Origin of the sequence: uncultured Methylobacterium sp., from assembly GCF_964251405.1 — a bacterium.
In the GTDB taxonomy this organism is placed as follows: domain Bacteria; phylum Pseudomonadota; class Alphaproteobacteria; order Rhizobiales; family Beijerinckiaceae; genus Methylobacterium.
In genome coordinates, this window is record NZ_CAXUJR010000007.1 from 11856 (window position 1) to 25967 (window position 14112).

16 protein-coding genes are annotated in these 14112 nt (G+C 68.2%); 8 read left to right on the forward strand and 8 right to left on the reverse strand.

Going from position 1 to position 14112, the window contains the following annotated elements; translation table 11 throughout:
* Window positions 1-11: 11 nt before the first annotated feature.
* The 4 genes from ACFE7U_RS02505 to ACFE7U_RS02520 all read right to left on the reverse strand — a co-directional run bounded on the left by ACFE7U_RS02505 (window position 12) and on the right by ACFE7U_RS02520 (window position 3090).
* Window positions 12-887, reverse strand: coding sequence for a tetratricopeptide repeat protein (locus ACFE7U_RS02505; RefSeq protein ID WP_375408150.1), 876 nt, complete (start codon window positions 885-887; stop codon window positions 12-14).
* Between the two features lie 301 nt (window positions 888-1188).
* Complete coding sequence (locus ACFE7U_RS02510; RefSeq protein ID WP_375408151.1) at window positions 1189-2289, reverse strand: 5-(carboxyamino)imidazole ribonucleotide synthase; 1101 nt, start codon at window positions 2287-2289, stop codon at window positions 1189-1191.
* Window positions 2286-2783 (reverse strand): 5-(carboxyamino)imidazole ribonucleotide mutase, encoded by a 498-nt coding sequence (purE, locus tag ACFE7U_RS02515; RefSeq protein ID WP_375408152.1) that lies wholly within the window; start codon window positions 2781-2783, stop codon window positions 2286-2288. Before purE ends, ACFE7U_RS02510 begins: the two co-directional genes overlap by 4 nt.
* Before the next feature lie 88 nt (window positions 2784-2871).
* On the reverse strand, window positions 2872-3090 hold the full coding sequence (locus ACFE7U_RS02520; protein WP_375408153.1) for a YdcH family protein: 219 nt from the start codon (window positions 3088-3090) through the stop codon (window positions 2872-2874).
* Between the two features lie 211 nt (window positions 3091-3301).
* Here ACFE7U_RS02520 and ACFE7U_RS02525 point away from each other — a divergent pair, with 211 nt between their 5' ends.
* The 3 genes from ACFE7U_RS02525 (at window position 3302) to ACFE7U_RS02535 (ending at window position 6813) form a co-directional block, all read left to right on the forward strand.
* Window positions 3302-3478: a YdcH family protein gene (locus tag ACFE7U_RS02525; protein ID WP_375408154.1), complete on the forward strand. Its 177-nt coding sequence runs from the start codon at window positions 3302-3304 to the stop codon at window positions 3476-3478.
* 223 nt (window positions 3479-3701) lie between these two features.
* The gene (locus ACFE7U_RS02530) at window positions 3702-5627 is read left to right on the forward strand and encodes a propionyl-CoA synthetase (RefSeq protein ID WP_375408155.1); all 1926 of its coding nucleotides are present in this window, start codon (window positions 3702-3704) and stop codon (window positions 5625-5627) included.
* Between the two features lie 67 nt (window positions 5628-5694).
* Window positions 5695-6813: an NADH:flavin oxidoreductase/NADH oxidase gene (locus tag ACFE7U_RS02535; RefSeq protein ID WP_375408156.1), complete on the forward strand. Its 1119-nt coding sequence runs from the start codon at window positions 5695-5697 to the stop codon at window positions 6811-6813.
* Here the strand turns inward: ACFE7U_RS02535 and ACFE7U_RS02540 are convergent, their stop codons facing one another.
* Window positions 6814-7506: a phosphodiester glycosidase family protein gene (locus tag ACFE7U_RS02540; RefSeq protein ID WP_375408196.1), complete on the reverse strand. Its 693-nt coding sequence runs from the start codon at window positions 7504-7506 to the stop codon at window positions 6814-6816.
* 406 nt (window positions 7507-7912) lie between these two features.
* Between ACFE7U_RS02540 and ACFE7U_RS02545 the strand changes: the two genes are divergently transcribed.
* Window positions 7913-8347, forward strand: coding sequence for a hypothetical protein (locus ACFE7U_RS02545; RefSeq protein ID WP_375408157.1), 435 nt, complete (start codon window positions 7913-7915; stop codon window positions 8345-8347).
* A 66-nt stretch (window positions 8348-8413) separates the two neighbouring features.
* On the opposite strand, the gene ACFE7U_RS02550 is transcribed toward ACFE7U_RS02545, so the two are convergent.
* Window positions 8414-8827: a DUF4174 domain-containing protein gene (locus ACFE7U_RS02550; RefSeq protein WP_375408197.1), complete on the reverse strand. Its 414-nt coding sequence runs from the start codon at window positions 8825-8827 to the stop codon at window positions 8414-8416.
* A gap of 137 nt (window positions 8828-8964) precedes the next feature.
* Between ACFE7U_RS02550 and ACFE7U_RS02555 the strand changes: the two genes are divergently transcribed.
* Window positions 8965-9981 (forward strand): NADP-dependent oxidoreductase, encoded by a 1017-nt coding sequence (locus ACFE7U_RS02555; protein WP_375408158.1) that lies wholly within the window; start codon window positions 8965-8967, stop codon window positions 9979-9981.
* Between the two features lie 31 nt (window positions 9982-10012).
* Here the strand turns inward: ACFE7U_RS02555 and ACFE7U_RS02560 are convergent, their stop codons facing one another.
* Window positions 10013-10417 carry a type II toxin-antitoxin system VapC family toxin gene (locus ACFE7U_RS02560; protein WP_375408159.1) on the reverse strand — a complete coding sequence of 135 codons (405 nt, stop codon included), beginning with the start codon at window positions 10415-10417 and terminating at the stop codon, window positions 10013-10015.
* A complete protein-coding gene (locus tag ACFE7U_RS02565) occupies window positions 10414-10602 on the reverse strand; it encodes an antitoxin (protein ID WP_375408160.1) in 189 nt (62 codons plus the stop codon). Before ACFE7U_RS02565 ends, ACFE7U_RS02560 begins: the two co-directional genes overlap by 4 nt.
* A 397-nt stretch (window positions 10603-10999) precedes the next feature.
* Here ACFE7U_RS02565 and ssb point away from each other — a divergent pair, with 397 nt between their 5' ends.
* The 3 genes from ssb (at window position 11000) to ACFE7U_RS02580 (ending at window position 13955) form a co-directional block, all read left to right on the forward strand.
* A complete protein-coding gene (ssb, locus tag ACFE7U_RS02570) occupies window positions 11000-11566 on the forward strand; it encodes a single-stranded DNA-binding protein (RefSeq protein WP_375408161.1) in 567 nt (188 codons plus the stop codon).
* A 112-nt stretch (window positions 11567-11678) separates the two neighbouring features.
* Window positions 11679-12944, forward strand: coding sequence for an adenylate/guanylate cyclase domain-containing protein (locus ACFE7U_RS02575; RefSeq protein WP_375408162.1), 1266 nt, complete (start codon window positions 11679-11681; stop codon window positions 12942-12944).
* Between the two features lie 69 nt (window positions 12945-13013).
* Complete coding sequence (locus tag ACFE7U_RS02580) at window positions 13014-13955, forward strand: GAF domain-containing protein (protein ID WP_375408163.1); 942 nt, start codon at window positions 13014-13016, stop codon at window positions 13953-13955.
* The last annotated feature ends 157 nt before the right edge of the window (window positions 13956-14112 follow it).

Genomic DNA, 14112 nt, shown 5'->3' on the forward strand with positions numbered 1-14112 from the left:
GGTCGTCGCGCTCAGTTGAACAGCGATCCGACCCCGCCCTGCACCCGCGACAGGCCCTGGCTCGCCACGGGGTTTCCAGGCTCAAGCGAGGCGGCGCGCTGGTAGTTCTCCATCGCCTCCTTGCGGCGCCCCGACTTCTCGTAGGCGAGACCGCGATAGGCCCAGGAGGTCGCGTCCTTGTTGTTCACGTTGAGGGCGGCGTTGTAGTCCTCGATCGCCTTCTCGAACTGGTTGGTGGCGATGAGGCTCTGGCCACGCGCGGCGTAGGGCGCGCTCACGAAGGGATTGCGGTCGATGGCGGCGTCGAAATCGGCGATGGCGCCGGTGTTCTGGCCCTGCTTCTGACGCACGAGGCCGCGGGCATGGTAGGCCTCGGCCGATTCCGGGGCGAGCCGGATCGCCTGGTTGAGGTCGGAGGAGGCGCCGTCGAGGTCGCCCTGGGCCCTCAGCACGTTGGCGCGGCCGATATAGGCCGGTGCGTAGTTCGGCTCGGCCGAAATGGCCTTCGAGAAGTCGGCCAGAGCGGCGTCGTTGCGTCCGGTCTGGCGGTAGGCGAGCGCCCGGTTGTTGTAGGCCGAGCCGGAATTCGGATCGATCTGGATCGCCTTGGTGAAATCGGCGATGGCATCGCCGAATTGCCCGGCGCGGGCATAGGCGGCCCCACGGGTGGTGTAGGCGGCGGCGTCGTTGGGGTTGCGCTGGATCACCTCGCTCAGGGAGGCGATGTTCACCGTGGTGGCCCCGGTCTTGTCCGCCTCGAGGACCGCGAACTGGCGCGGCGTCGAGCCGCTGGTGCCATAGGTCTCGCACCCGCCGAGGGCCGCAGCCGCCAGCGCCAAGGCCCCGGCCAGACCCACCTTCGATGCCCGCAGCATCACAACCGTCATCGCCCGCTCCCCCCGGCGAGCCGCGCATCACGCGCCTCCCGCCTCAACCCCATCCGACCCGGTCGCAGCAGCCCCACCGACTCCGCCCGAGGGCCATCCGTCGCGGCGCGATCCTGCGCTTGGCGGGTACCCGGCGGACCATCTGCGAAGTCGGTGAACACGCGCTTAAAGGCCGGCCACCCCTCCGCTGAAGCGTCCGCGTGTGGCGAAGATGTGACCTGTGGACGGGAGGCGGCGCGATAGCGCCTCGACGGGTCTCATCGGTCGACCGGTGTGCCTTCGCCGTCGCAGTCGGACCCGCTTACGGGGGCAGGAGGAGGCGGGTCACGTGGCCCATCTTGCGCCCGCTCCGAGCCTCGCCCTTGCCGTAGAGATGGAGATGCGCGCCGGGCTCGGCGAGGATCGCCTCCCAGGCCAGCACCTCGTCGCCGATGAGGTTGTGCATCTCCACGGCGACGCCGCCGACCCGCGACGGATCGCCGAGCGGCCATCCGCAGACGGCGCGGACATGCTGGGCGAACTGGGAGGTCAGGGCCCCCTCGATGGTCCAATGACCGGAATTGTGGACGCGCGGAGCGATCTCGTTGACCACCACGCGCTCCGGCCCGGCCGGGTCGGCGACGAGGAACAACTCGACGGCGAGCACGCCGACATAGTCCAGCGCCTCGGCGATCCGGCGGGCGATGTCGATTGCCGACGCCGCCGTGGCCGGCGCGATGCCCGGCGCCGGCACCTGGGTCATCGCGAGGATGTGGTCGCGATGGGTGTTGGCGCAGGGATCGTAGGCCGCGAACATCCCGTCCGCGCCCCGGGCGGCCACCACCGACACCTCGCGCTCGAATGCGACGAAGCCTTCGAGGATGCAGGGGGCGCCCGCGAACTCGGCAAGGATCGCGGCCGGATCGGTGGTGTCGCCGGACCGGAGCATGCGCTGGCCCTTGCCGTCGTAGCCGAACCGCCGGGTCTTGAGCACCGCCGGACAGCCGATCTCGGCCAGCGCCCTTTCGAGGTCGGCGGCGGTGTCGACGCTGCGGACGGGGGCCGTCGGGATGCCGAGTTCGTTGATGAAGGTCTTCTCGGCGAGCCGGTCCTGCGTCGTCGCCAGCGCCGACGCGCTCGGATGCAGGGGAGCGAGTGCGGCCAGCCGGTCCGCCGTCTCGCGCGGGATGTTCTCGAACTCGTAGGTGACGACGTCGACGCTGTTGGCGAACCGGGTCAGCGCGTCGGCATCGGCGTAGGCGGCCACGGTCGTCGCTGCCGCCACGTCGAAGGCGGGACTGTCGGCGTCCGGCGCGAAGACGTGGACCTTGAGGCCATAATTCGCGGCGGCCAGCGCGATCATGCGGCCGAGTTGGCCGCCGCCGATGATGCCCAGCGTCGCGCCCGGTACGATCCGCGTCATGGTGCGTCGCCGACCGGGACTTCCGCGACGGCCGCGCTCTGCGCCGTCCGCCAGGCTTCCAGCCGCTCCGCCAGCGCCTCGTCGGACACCGCCAGGATGGCGGCCGCCAGCAGCGCCGCGTTGATCGCGCCGGCCCGGCCGATGGCGAGCGTGCCGACGGGAATGCCGGCGGGCATCTGCACGATGGAGAGCAGGCTGTCCTGGCCGGACAGGGCCTTCGATTCCACCGGTACGCCGAGAACCGGCAGCGGCGTCATCGCGGCGCACATGCCCGGCAGGTGGGCCGCGCCGCCCGCGCCCGCGATCACCACCTTGAACCCCGCCGCCTTGGCACCCTTGGCGAAGGCCACGAGCCGGTCCGGGGTGCGGTGGGCCGAGACGATCCTGTCGGAATGGTCGAGGCCGAGCGCGTCGAGGGTCTCGGCGGCATGGCGCATGGTCGCCCAGTCCGACTGGCTTCCCATGATGATCGCGATCCGGGGCTGGCCGGCCATCGTCTCGAATCCATTACTATCGGGGGGTCGAAAGCCCGCCCGTCCGGCGTTGGCGCATACGCGCCGGATGCCGGCCCGGCAAGGCGGGTCAGGCGATGATGTCGGGCGTGATCTGGTCTTCGAGGTAGGAGATGCGGTCGCGCAGGCCGAGCTTGCGCTTCTTGAGGCGCTGGATCTGGAGCTGATCCCCCGCGACCACGAGTTCGAGGGCGTCGATGGCCCCGTCGAGGTCGCGGTGCTCCTGTTTGAGCCTCAGGAGTTCAGCCTCGTACTCGACCCTCGCCTCGTCACCAAACTCATCCGGCATCACGTCCGACGTCCTCGAAGGCCACACCCTCGACCATGCGGCAGGGCCGTGCCACGGGCAAGATCCGGCGCTTGAATTGGGTTCGGCAATCGCCTTGCCGCGCCGCGATCCTGTTGAAAGATCTCGTCAAGCACGGCCGCTCTTTCGCTTCGACAGCCGGCGAAAGGTGTGTCACTCTGTCATCGTCGAAACGATGACAGGAGACCAATCCATGTCGCTGCAGACACATCTGAGCCAGCTCGCCCGCAAGCATGAAGCCCTGGAGCGAGAGATCCACGAAGCCATCCACAGCCCATCGGCGAACGATCTGCGCATCGCAGAGCTCAAGAGACGCAAGCTTCAACTCAAGGACTCGATGAACCGGCTCAAGACGGACTCGCTCCACTAGGCCGTTCTCGACCCCAGTACAGTCTCAAGCGTTCGCCGCCGCCGCTGGTCCCCAGCGCGGCGGTTTTTCTTTGGCTCACGTTTTCTTCGACCCAAGTTTTCGTCGGCCCAATTTCGTCGGCCCAAGTTTTCTTGAACCCCGGCCATCCCTCCTCGCGTCGCCCCGCTATACGGTGAGTGTACGAGCCGGCGTCCACGACCGGCCGAGTGAGAGGTGCCACGCCATGACGACGGACCCGCTGGCGCGAAGCCGCTACGCCGCCCTCCACGCAGCCTCGCTCGCGGATCCGGAGACTTTCTGGATGGAGGCGGCCGGCGCGATCGACTGGGCCTCGCCCCCGACCCGCGCCTTCGACCCCGATTCCGGCGTCTATGGCCGCTGGTTTCCCGACGCGACGCTGAACGCCTGCCACAACGCGGTCGACCGCCACGTCGCCGCCGGTCGCGGCGAGCAGGCCGCGATCCTGTATGATTCTCCCGTCGCCGGCGAGAAGCGGCGAATCACCTATGGCGCCTTGCGCGACGCGGTGGCGACGCTGGCCGGCGTGCTCGCGGATGTCGGGGTGGGCCGCGGCGACCGTGTCGTGATCTACATGCCGATGGTGCCCGAGGCCCTGTTCGCGATGCTCGCCTGCGCGCGGCTCGGGGCGGTGCATTCGGTGGTGTTCGGCGGGTTTGCCGCCAACGAACTCAGCCTGCGGATTGAGGATGCGACGCCGAAGGTCGTCCTCGCGGCCTCCTGCGGCATCGAGCCGACCCGTATCGTGCCCTACAAGCCGCTCCTCGACGCGGCGATCGCGGGCTCGGCGCACAAACCCGATGCCTGCCTGATCCTGCAGCGGCCCCAGCTCGAAGCCGACCTCGTCCCCGGACGAGACCGCGACTGGGCGCAGGCGGTCGCGGAGGCCACGGCCGCCGGACGCGAGGCCGCATGCGTCGCGGTGGCCGCCACCGACCCGCTCTACATCCTCTACACCTCCGGGACGACGGGGAAGCCCAAGGGTGTCGTGCGCGATACCGGCGGCTATTGCGTCGCGCTGAGCTGGTCGATGCCCAACCTCTACGACGTGCGGCCCGGCGAGGTGTATCTCTGCGCCTCCGACGTCGGCTGGGTGGTCGGCCATTCCTACATCGTCTACGCGCCGCTCCTGCACGGCTGCACCACCGTCCTCTACGAGGGCAAGCCGGTGGGCACCCCCGATGCCGGGGCGTTCTGGCGGCTGATCTCAGAGTACGGCATCGCCTGCCTGTTCACGGCCCCGACGGCCCTGCGCGCCGTGAAGAAGGAGGACCCGCGGGCCGAGTTGGTGAGCGGCTACGATCTCTCGGGCTTTCGCACCCTGTTCCTCGCCGGCGAGCGCGCCGACCCGGATTCCGTTGCCTGGGCCGAGCGGGCACTCGATCGCCCGGTGATCGACCATTGGTGGCAGACCGAGACCGGGTGGGCCATTGCCGGCAACCCGGTGGGGATCGGCCAACTGCCGGTCAAGCACGGCAGCACCTGCATGCCGATGCCGGGCTACGACCTCCACGTCCTCGACGAGGCCGGCAAGCCGGTCCCCGCCGACACGATGGGCACGATCGCCCTCAAGCTCCCCCTGCCGCCCGGCTGCCTGCCGACCCTCTGGGGCTCCGACGAACGCTTCCATCAGAGCTACCTCACCACCTTCCCGGGCTACTACGACACCTCGGATGCCGGTGTGGTGGATGCGGACGGCTACGTCACCGTGCTCGGGCGCACCGACGACATCATCAACGTCGCCGGTCATCGGCTCTCGACGGGGGGCATGGAGGCGGTGCTGGCGGCCCACCCGGATGTGGCCGAATGCGCCGTCATCGGCATCCGCGACGCGCTGAAGGGCGAGCAGCCGTGCGGCTTCGTGGTTCTGAAATCGGGGGTCGCCCGCGACACCGCCGAGATCGAGCGCGAACTGGTGGCCCTGGTGCGCGAGCGCATCGGCCCGGTCGCCACGTTCAAGCTCGCGTTGACCGTGGCCCGGCTGCCCAAGACGCGCTCGGGCAAGATCCTTCGCGGCACCATGAAGAAGATCGCCGACGGCGAGGCCTGGACCATGCCGCCGACGATCGACGATGCGATCGTCCTCGACGAGATCGGGGAGAGCCTGAAGGAGAGGGGGATCGGGGCATGAGTGCGTCGCGCTGGCGTCGGCCGGCCACCTGCGCCATCTAAGCCGCCGGCCCTCACCGGAGACACGCATGACCGCTCGCCTGTTCGAACCCCTCCGCCTCGACGATCTCACCCTCGACAACCGCATCATCGTGGCGCCGATGTGCCAGTACTCGGCCCATGCCGGTCAGGCCGGGGACTGGCACCTGATGCATCTCGGCGCGATGGCCATGTCGGGGGCCGGGCTTCTCACGCTGGAAGCGACGGCGGTGTCACCGGAGGGTCGGATCTCGCCCACCGATCTCGGGCTCTATTCCGACGAGACCGAGCGGGCACTCGGGCGTGTCCTCGACGCGGTGCGCGGCTACGCGCCGATCCCGATCGCGATCCAGATCAACCATGCCGGCCGCAAGGCCTCGAGCCAGGCACCCTGGGACGGCGGCGCCCAGATCGCCCCGGACGCTCCCGACGGCTGGCGCACGGAGGCCCCATCAGCTGTCGCCCACGGCGACGGCGAGGTGCCGCCGCATGCGCTGGACGCCGAGGGTTTGAAGCGCATCCGCGACGGCTTCGTCGCCACCGCGCGCCGGGCGCTCAGCATCGGCATCGACGGGTTCGAGCTGCATGGGGCGCATGGTTACCTCCTGCACCAGTTCCTGTCGCCGCTCTCGAATCGGCGCACGGACGAGTATGGCGGGAGCCTGCAGAACCGCATGCGTTTCCCGCTCGAATGTTTCGAGGCGGTCCGGGAGGCGGTTCCCGCCGGCAAACCGGTCTGGATGCGGGTGTCGGCCACCGATTGGGTCGAGGATGGTTGGAGCCTCGATGAGACCGTCGAGCTGGCCCACGCGCTCAAGCGCCGTGGCACGGCGGCGATCCACGTCTCCACCGGTGGTCTCTCCACCGAGCAGAAGATCGTGCTCTCGCCGGGCTACCAGGTGCCCTTCGCCGAGCGCATCAAGGCCGAGACCGGGCTCACGACGATCGCGGTCGGGCTGATCACCGAGCCCGCCCAGGCCGAGGCCGTCCTCGCTGAGGGCAGGGCCGACGCGGTCTCGCTGGCGCGCGCTCTGCTCTACGATCCGCGCTGGCCCTGGCACGCCGCGGCCGAACTCGGGGCGCAGGTGCGCGCGCCGAAGCAGTACTGGCGCTGCCAGCCGCGGGAGTTCAAGGCGCTGTTCAAGGACACGCAGCACGGCCAGCGCTGATCACCGCGCCACCGCCCCCACCATCGGCCCGAGCGGCCGGCTGAGGTCGGAGCGGCCGAGGCTCGGCGCGTAGAGGCTCGATACGCTTCCGTCGAGGAACAGGGCGTTGCGGCAGCCGAGGTCGTCCTTGAACAGGCGCGCGAAGGCCCCGAAGGTCACCGGGCGCTCCGAGATCGCGAAGACCGCAGTGCGGCCGTCGTCGCGTACGCCGACGCCGTTGCGGATCTTCTGGCTCGGGCCGTCGGCGGAAATCTTGGGGTGGACCTTGCCGTCCACCACCAGCATCGGGCCCGACTGCGTGGCGAAATCGGGCTTCGGGTTGGCCTTGAGGTAGCGACCCGTCTCGACGACGCCGGCGCGGTCGCCCTTCACGTAGAAGATGCCGTTGGGCTTCAGGTGGAAGTTGCCGGGGCCGTTGGCGGTCGAGACGGCCTTCATCTCGCGGCCCTCCTCGACATAGAGCCCGACCGGAGCCTGGCCGGTGTCGTACATCCCGGCATTCATCGCAAAGCCGAGCTGCGGCCCCTGCTTGGCGGCCAGACTCGACAGCGAGGAGTAGGGCAGGCCGTCGGAGCCGAGCCAGAACAGCCGCACCCGCTCGCGCTTCAGGTCCACCGTGCAGACCGTGAAGGTCTCGCCCGCGGACTGGACCGGCCGACAGGGCGTGGCCGCCTTGGCGCCTCGGGACGCCATCGTGAGGCCGAGCGCGCATGCCCCCACGAGCACGAGCCTTCGGGCGAGGCGATCCCTCGGGGCGACGGACCGTATCGCCATGGAGAACGATTCCCCCGTGCTCTGGCGCCTTGGTCGGATCATCGGCGAGGTCCTGCGCTCACGTTTCCGGCCAGCACGGGTCGGGCGCCGCCGGATTCGAATCCGAGGCACCCGTTCCCGCCGGGCCATGTCCCGATAGCAAGGCTGCCGCTCGCGCTCAATCGCATCGGGACTCCACCGCCCCCGCTTTGGCTCGTGAGGCGGGCCGGAAGCCACGTCCGTCGCAGGATCACGCGACACGCTGGGTCGAAATGATGCATGAACCGTTACCGAGAACCATGCGTTTCAGCGGTTGGGGGACGGGACGTCTTTCGGAGATGATGTGATGAAACGAGTTCTTCTCGCTTCCGCCGTGATCGTCGGCGCTCTGACGATGATACCGGACACGGCCGATGCCCGCGGATATGGCTTCCGGGGCGGCGGCTTTGGCGGGCACGGCTTTGGTGGCGGTGGTTTCCGCGGTGCTGGGTTCGGTGGCTATCGCGGCGGCTTCTATGGCGGTCGCGGCTTCTACGGCGGTCGTGGCTATGGCCGCGGCTACGGTATCGGCGCGGTCGGCCTCGGCCTTGGTCTCGGCTTGGCAGCTGGCGGTCTGTACGGTGGTGGTTACTATCCGGGCTACGGCTACGGCTATTCCCCCGTTGCTTATGGCGGCTACGGCTACGCACCCGTCAGCTATGGCGGTGAATGCTACACGGTCCCGCGGACACGCTGGACCCCGTACGGCTATCGCCGGGTTCTGGTCGAGCGCTGCTACTGATCGGCTGACCACTCGTGACGACGGAGGGGCCGCCAAAAGCGGCCCCTCTTGCGACCACTTCTTCATTCAGCGCCGCATCTCGTCACGGCGCATCGGCATCGCATCGATCGTCGAGAACAGGGTCGATGCGGGAATCGGTTCGGCAGAAACGAGCTTGGCTCCGCCGTCCTTACCGATGAGTACGGCCCGGAACGTAAGGCCGGGAAGATCGAGCTTGCGCCGCAGCGCCGTGGCCGGCGCATCGTCTCCGTAGGCTTCCACCGTGACGAGGTCGCGCTCGCCCATGCCGGATCCGGCTGCCGCGGCGATGACTCTTTGTGCCTGCGCCGAAGAGTCGGAGGCGCTCGGCGCCGAGATCACCAGGATGCGCGAGGTCCAGCGATACCGCGAGAGCGGATCGCGCTCGGCAGCCAGCGCCACGATCCCGGTCAGGCCGGTCGCCACGACGGCAACGCCCACCGCCATCCGCTTTCGCGCCATGAACTGCTCCGAGATCCGGTCGATCAGACCCCGCGTCCGGATCGATCCCGCTCCCATGCCGTTTTCCAAGTGGTGAACGTACACGATCTGCGAAAGTGCCCATTCCCCGAAAGGTGTCCATCCTTCGAAAGGTATCCATGGCCGACGTCAACCGCCGCATCGTCCTCGCCTCCCGTCCCCACGGGGAGCCGACCCCGGCGCATTTCCGCATGGAAGAGGCGCGGGCGCCGACCCCGAAGGCCGGCGAGGTTCTGCTGCGCAACCGCTATCTCTCCCTCGACCCCTACATGCGCGGGCGGATGAGCGCGACGAAATCCTACGCCAAGCCGGTCGAAATCGGCGAGACCATGGTGGGCGGCACCGTGAGCGAGGTTGTGGCCTCGCAGAACCCCGATTTTCAGCCCGGCAGCGTGGTCACCGCATTCGGGGGCTGGCAGGACTATTCGGTCTCGGACGGCAAGGGCCTGCGCCGGCTCGATCCGGCGGCCGCCCCCATGACCACGGCGCTCGGCATCCTCGGGATGCCGGGCATGACCGCCTATACCGGGCTCCTCAATATCGGTCGTCCCAAAGCCGGCGAGACCGTCGTCGTTGCCGCCGCGACCGGCCCGGTCGGCTCCCTGGTCGGTCAGATCGCCAAGCTCAAGGGTGCACGCGCCGTCGGCATCGCCGGCGGACCGGAGAAATGCGCCTTCCTCCGCGATGAACTGGGTTTCGCCGCGGCCATCGACCACCGCGGCCCAGATCTGCCGGGCGCTCTGGCGGCCGCCTGCCCGGACGGCATCGACGTCTATTTCGAGAATGTCGGCGGCGCGGTCTTCGATGCCGTGCTGCCGCTCCTCAACGACTTCGCACGCATCCCCGTCTGCGGGCTCGTCTCAGGCTACAGCCTCACCGACCTGCCGCCGGGACCCGACCGCTCTCCGCTCCTGATGCGGGCCGTGCTCACGAAGCGCCTGCACATCCAGGGATTCATCGTGTGGGACTTCGCCGACCAGGAATCCGCCTTCCTCACGGAGGTCGGCGGATGGCTCGAAGAGGGACGCGTCAAGCACCGCGAGGACATCGTCGAGGGGCTGGAGAAGGCGCCGGAGGCCTTCGTCGGACTGCTGAAGGGACGCAACTTCGGCAAGCTGCTGGTCAGTGTGTCGTAGCGAATCCTCGAACCGTGGCATTCCGGCGGGATCAGCTGAGCCAGTCTTCCACCGCGAGGCCCGCGACACGCGCGAACTCCCTCGTGTTGTTCGTCACCAGGATCAGGCCAAGCGACAGGCACTGCGATGCGATCAGCAGGTCGTTCGGCCCGATCATCAAGCCACGCCGTTCGCGATCCGATCGAACGGTCCCATGGGAATCGTCGACGGGCATTTCGACGGGAAGGATGGCAAGCCGGGTGAGAACCCGGTCGGCCGCGTCGCGCAACCGAGCCGACCCCTTCATGGCGACGCCGTAGCGGATCTCCGCCGCGACGATGATGCTCGTGCAGACGCGGTCCTCTCCGACTTCTGCAATCCGCGCGAGAACCCGGCTTTCGCCGCGATCGGTGTTGAGATGTGACACGATGTTGGTGTCCAGCAGATATCGCCTCACAGATCGACGGGCTCGATCGGCAGTTCCGCGATCACGTCGAACCAGTCCTCGGCCGGCAGGGGCGGCAGGCCTTCGAGGGCGCTCAGCAGCGAGTCTGCCGGCGCGGCCTCGAGGATCAGCCGGTTACCCTCTCGACGGATGATCGCCGTGCGCCCGGGCAGCTCGAAATCTCGCGGAATGCGCACGGCCTGTCTCCGAACATTCCGGAAGAGGCTCACTCTGCGTTCCATCGCCCAATCTCCGGCCTATGACACAGCATCGGCCGCTCGAAGCATCGTGCCAACCGTCCCGTGGCAGCCGGTTCAGTGGTTTCGCCCTCGGAAAGCCCGGCGGCCGCACGTCTAGTACGGCGTCATCCAGACGGCGATACGATCAGGAATGGGAGTTCTCCCTTGATCGAAAATGAGAACATATGTAGAACAAAATCGTCGGGGATATCGACGGTGCGCGTTGGACAACCAAGTGCCGGCTGATTGTCCCCGGTGCGATGAAGGCTCAAGACAGGGGCCGCGGTGGTGGACGGGACGACGGGCCTCGAAGCTGCATCACCGCCAGTGAGATCGATCGGTAGGAGAGAATGTCATGGCCGGCAGCGTCAACAAGGTGATCTTGGTGGGCAATCTCGGGCGCGATCCCGAGACGCGACGGCTCGCCTCAGGCGACCCAGTGGTCAACCTGCGCATCGCGACGTCTGAGTCCTGGAAGGACAAGATGTCCGGCGAGCGCAAGGAGAAGACCGAGTGGCACTCGGTGGTGATCTACAACGAGAACCTTGCCCGCGTCGCCGAGCAGTACCTGCGCAAGGGTTCGAAGGTCTACATCGAGGGCCAGCTCCAGACCCGCAAATGGGCCGACCAGTCAGGGGTCGAGAAGTACACGACCGAGGTCGTTCTGCAGCGTTTCCGCGGTGAGTTGACCCTTCTCGACGGACGCGGCGGGGGCGAGATGGGCGTCGACGAAGAGGGTGGCGGCCAGATCAGCCGCGGCGGCGATTTCGGCGGACGGGGCGGTTCGGACCGCGGTGGTGACCGGGGCGGCGACTTCGGCGGGGGCCGCGCCTCCGGAGGCGGAGACCGGAAACCCTCGGGCGGCGCGAGCGGCGGCGGTACGAAGCCGAACTACGATCTCGACGACGACATCCCGTTCTAGGAAGCAGCATCGTCACGGTGAGACGAACCGGCGCCGCCTGGGCGCCGGCTCGCTCCACTGGCGAAGAGGTAGGAGCGTCCGCCTCCGGGCGTGCAAGGGACCGAGGGGTTCGATGCGCTGGCTCACGCAAGTCGGCCTCCGCTTCGGCGACCGGAGCGAGGAGCGGGCGTTCCGGAACGAGTTCGTCACGGCGCGCTGGCGGTATCTCCAGGCCGCCATGATCCTCGGCGGCTTCGTCTACTATGTGTTCTTCTTGTGGGACCGGATTGTCGATCCGGTCCATGCCGACGTCGCGCATGCGATCCGGGCGTTCATCGTCGTCTGCGTCCTGTGGGCCGGCGCCGCCTCGCTGAACCTCGACTTCGTCCGTGAACGTCTCGAGACCATCCTTCTCGTCTACACCACCGTTCCGAGCATCGGCCTGTCGATCATCTGCGTCGTGCTCACCAACGGGTTCGACTTCGGCGCCGCAGGATTGATCGTCATCATCCTGTTCGTATTCTCGCTCCTGCAGATGCGCATCCTGTACCTGCTGGCGTTCTGCCTCATGTCCTGGGGCTCGTTCGCCGTTTGCGAGATCCTGTTCGCCACCGGCGGCCGACCTGGCCTGTTCTTCCTCAATAGCATGTGCATCGGGGCGGCGGTGAGCCTCGGCCTGTTCTCTGCGGTGACCCGCGAGCGGGCGGCGCGCCTGCAATTTCGCACCGAACGACAGCTTCGGACGTCGCGCCAGCGGGTCGAGGATCTGCTTCACTCGATGCTGCCAGAAGAGATCGTCCGGCGCATCCAGGCCGGGGAAACGATCATCGCGGATGCGCATGGGGAGGTCAGCATCGTCTTCGCCGATCTCGTGGGGTTCACCGAACTGTCGCGCCGGATGAGCCCGCGCCAGATCATCGAAGTGCTGAACCGTCTGTTCTCCAGCTTCGACGCCGAGGCCGAGCGGCACGGGATCGACCGCATCAAGACGATCGGCGACGCCTACATGGCGGTGGGCGGCCTCTCCGCGGGCAGCGCGAACCACGCCGAAGATGCGGCGAACTTCGCGTTGGCGCTGCAGGGCTGCGTGTCCCGGCTCTCGACCGACCTCGACATTCCGATCAGCATCCGGGTCGGCCTTCATGTCGGGCCGGTCGTCGCGGGCGTGATCGGCACGAAGCGGCCGGCCTACGATTGCTGGGGCGAGGCCGTCAACGTTGCGAGCCGGCTTGAGAACACCGCCGCGCCGGGCGGCGTCCTCATCTCGGAATCAGCCTATTGGCGCCTCCGCGAGCGCTTCGCGATCCGCAGCCTGACCGAGGTCGCCCTCAAGGGCATCGGGCCGACCAAGGTCTTCCTCCTCGAAGCGTCGGCCGAGGCCGTGGACTGGCACGTCTGATTCCTTGCTCGGCTCGCAACTTGCTTGGAAGCTGGCCAACAGTACAGGCCAAGGGAGAGCAACGATCCGATGGCATCTTTCATCCGTGTGACCGAGGTCTGGGTTCCCTCGAAGGACGCGACGGTGCTGGAATTCGGCAGCGGCAGCTACGGCGGCCTCGATGGTTTCCATGCACAGAGCCACCAGACCGTGTTCGGCTATGGCGAGGGATTGCCGGGCCGGGCCTGGGCGACGCGACGCCCCGTCGTCCTGAAAGACCTGCAGAACTCGTACTTCCTGCGCGGTGCTGCGGCCGCTGACGCGGGCCTGACCTGCGGCCTCGCGCTGCCGATCTTCGCCGGCGATGTCCTGCGCGCGGTGGTGACGTTCTTCTGCGCCGACGATGCCGACAAGGTCGGCGCCATCGAGGTCTGGAGCAACGACCCGACCCTGTCGAGCGCCATGGAGGTGCAGGACGGCTACTATGGCAACGCCGAATTCTTCGAGCGGAACTCGAAGGCCATCCAGTTCGGCAAGGGGCAGGGGCTTCCTGGCGAGGTCTGGGAGCGCGACCGGCCCATCGTGGTCAGGGAGCCCTACGGGTCGCACCGGTTCCTGCGCAAGGCGGAGGCGCTCAAGATCGGCCGCACCACGGCCTTCGGCATGCCCTGCCACGGCGATCGCTATCGCGACTGGGTGATGACCTTCCTGTCGGCGCTCGGCACCCCCATCGCCCGGCGGTTCGAGGTCTGGAAGGCGGAAGCCGACGGGGAGCACCTGACCTACGAGGCCGGGCTCTGCGAGGTGGAGGGCGACGTCGCCGCCGCCTACGGCCCGTTGAGCCTCGCCCGGGAGGACGGCACCATCGGCCGCATCCTGCTCACGGGCTTGCCGGTGATCACCACAGACTTCACGCACGAGCCGTCGGTGATCTCGGCGAGCCTAGTCAAAGCCGATCTGGCGACGCTCGTCGCCATCCCGGTCTTCAGCCGCGAGGCGCGCCTGACGGCGGTCGCGGCCTGGTACTTCTGACCGAGCAGGATCGGGTCTAACTCGCGACGAACGGGATCGGCGGTAAGTCCATGGCCCGCATCGCCTTTGCCGTCGAGACCGGGGGTGACGTAGCGGTGGCGTGACGCTGCCCGATGGCGTATAGCAATGGACGACGACGGGGCGTGCGGTCGGCATC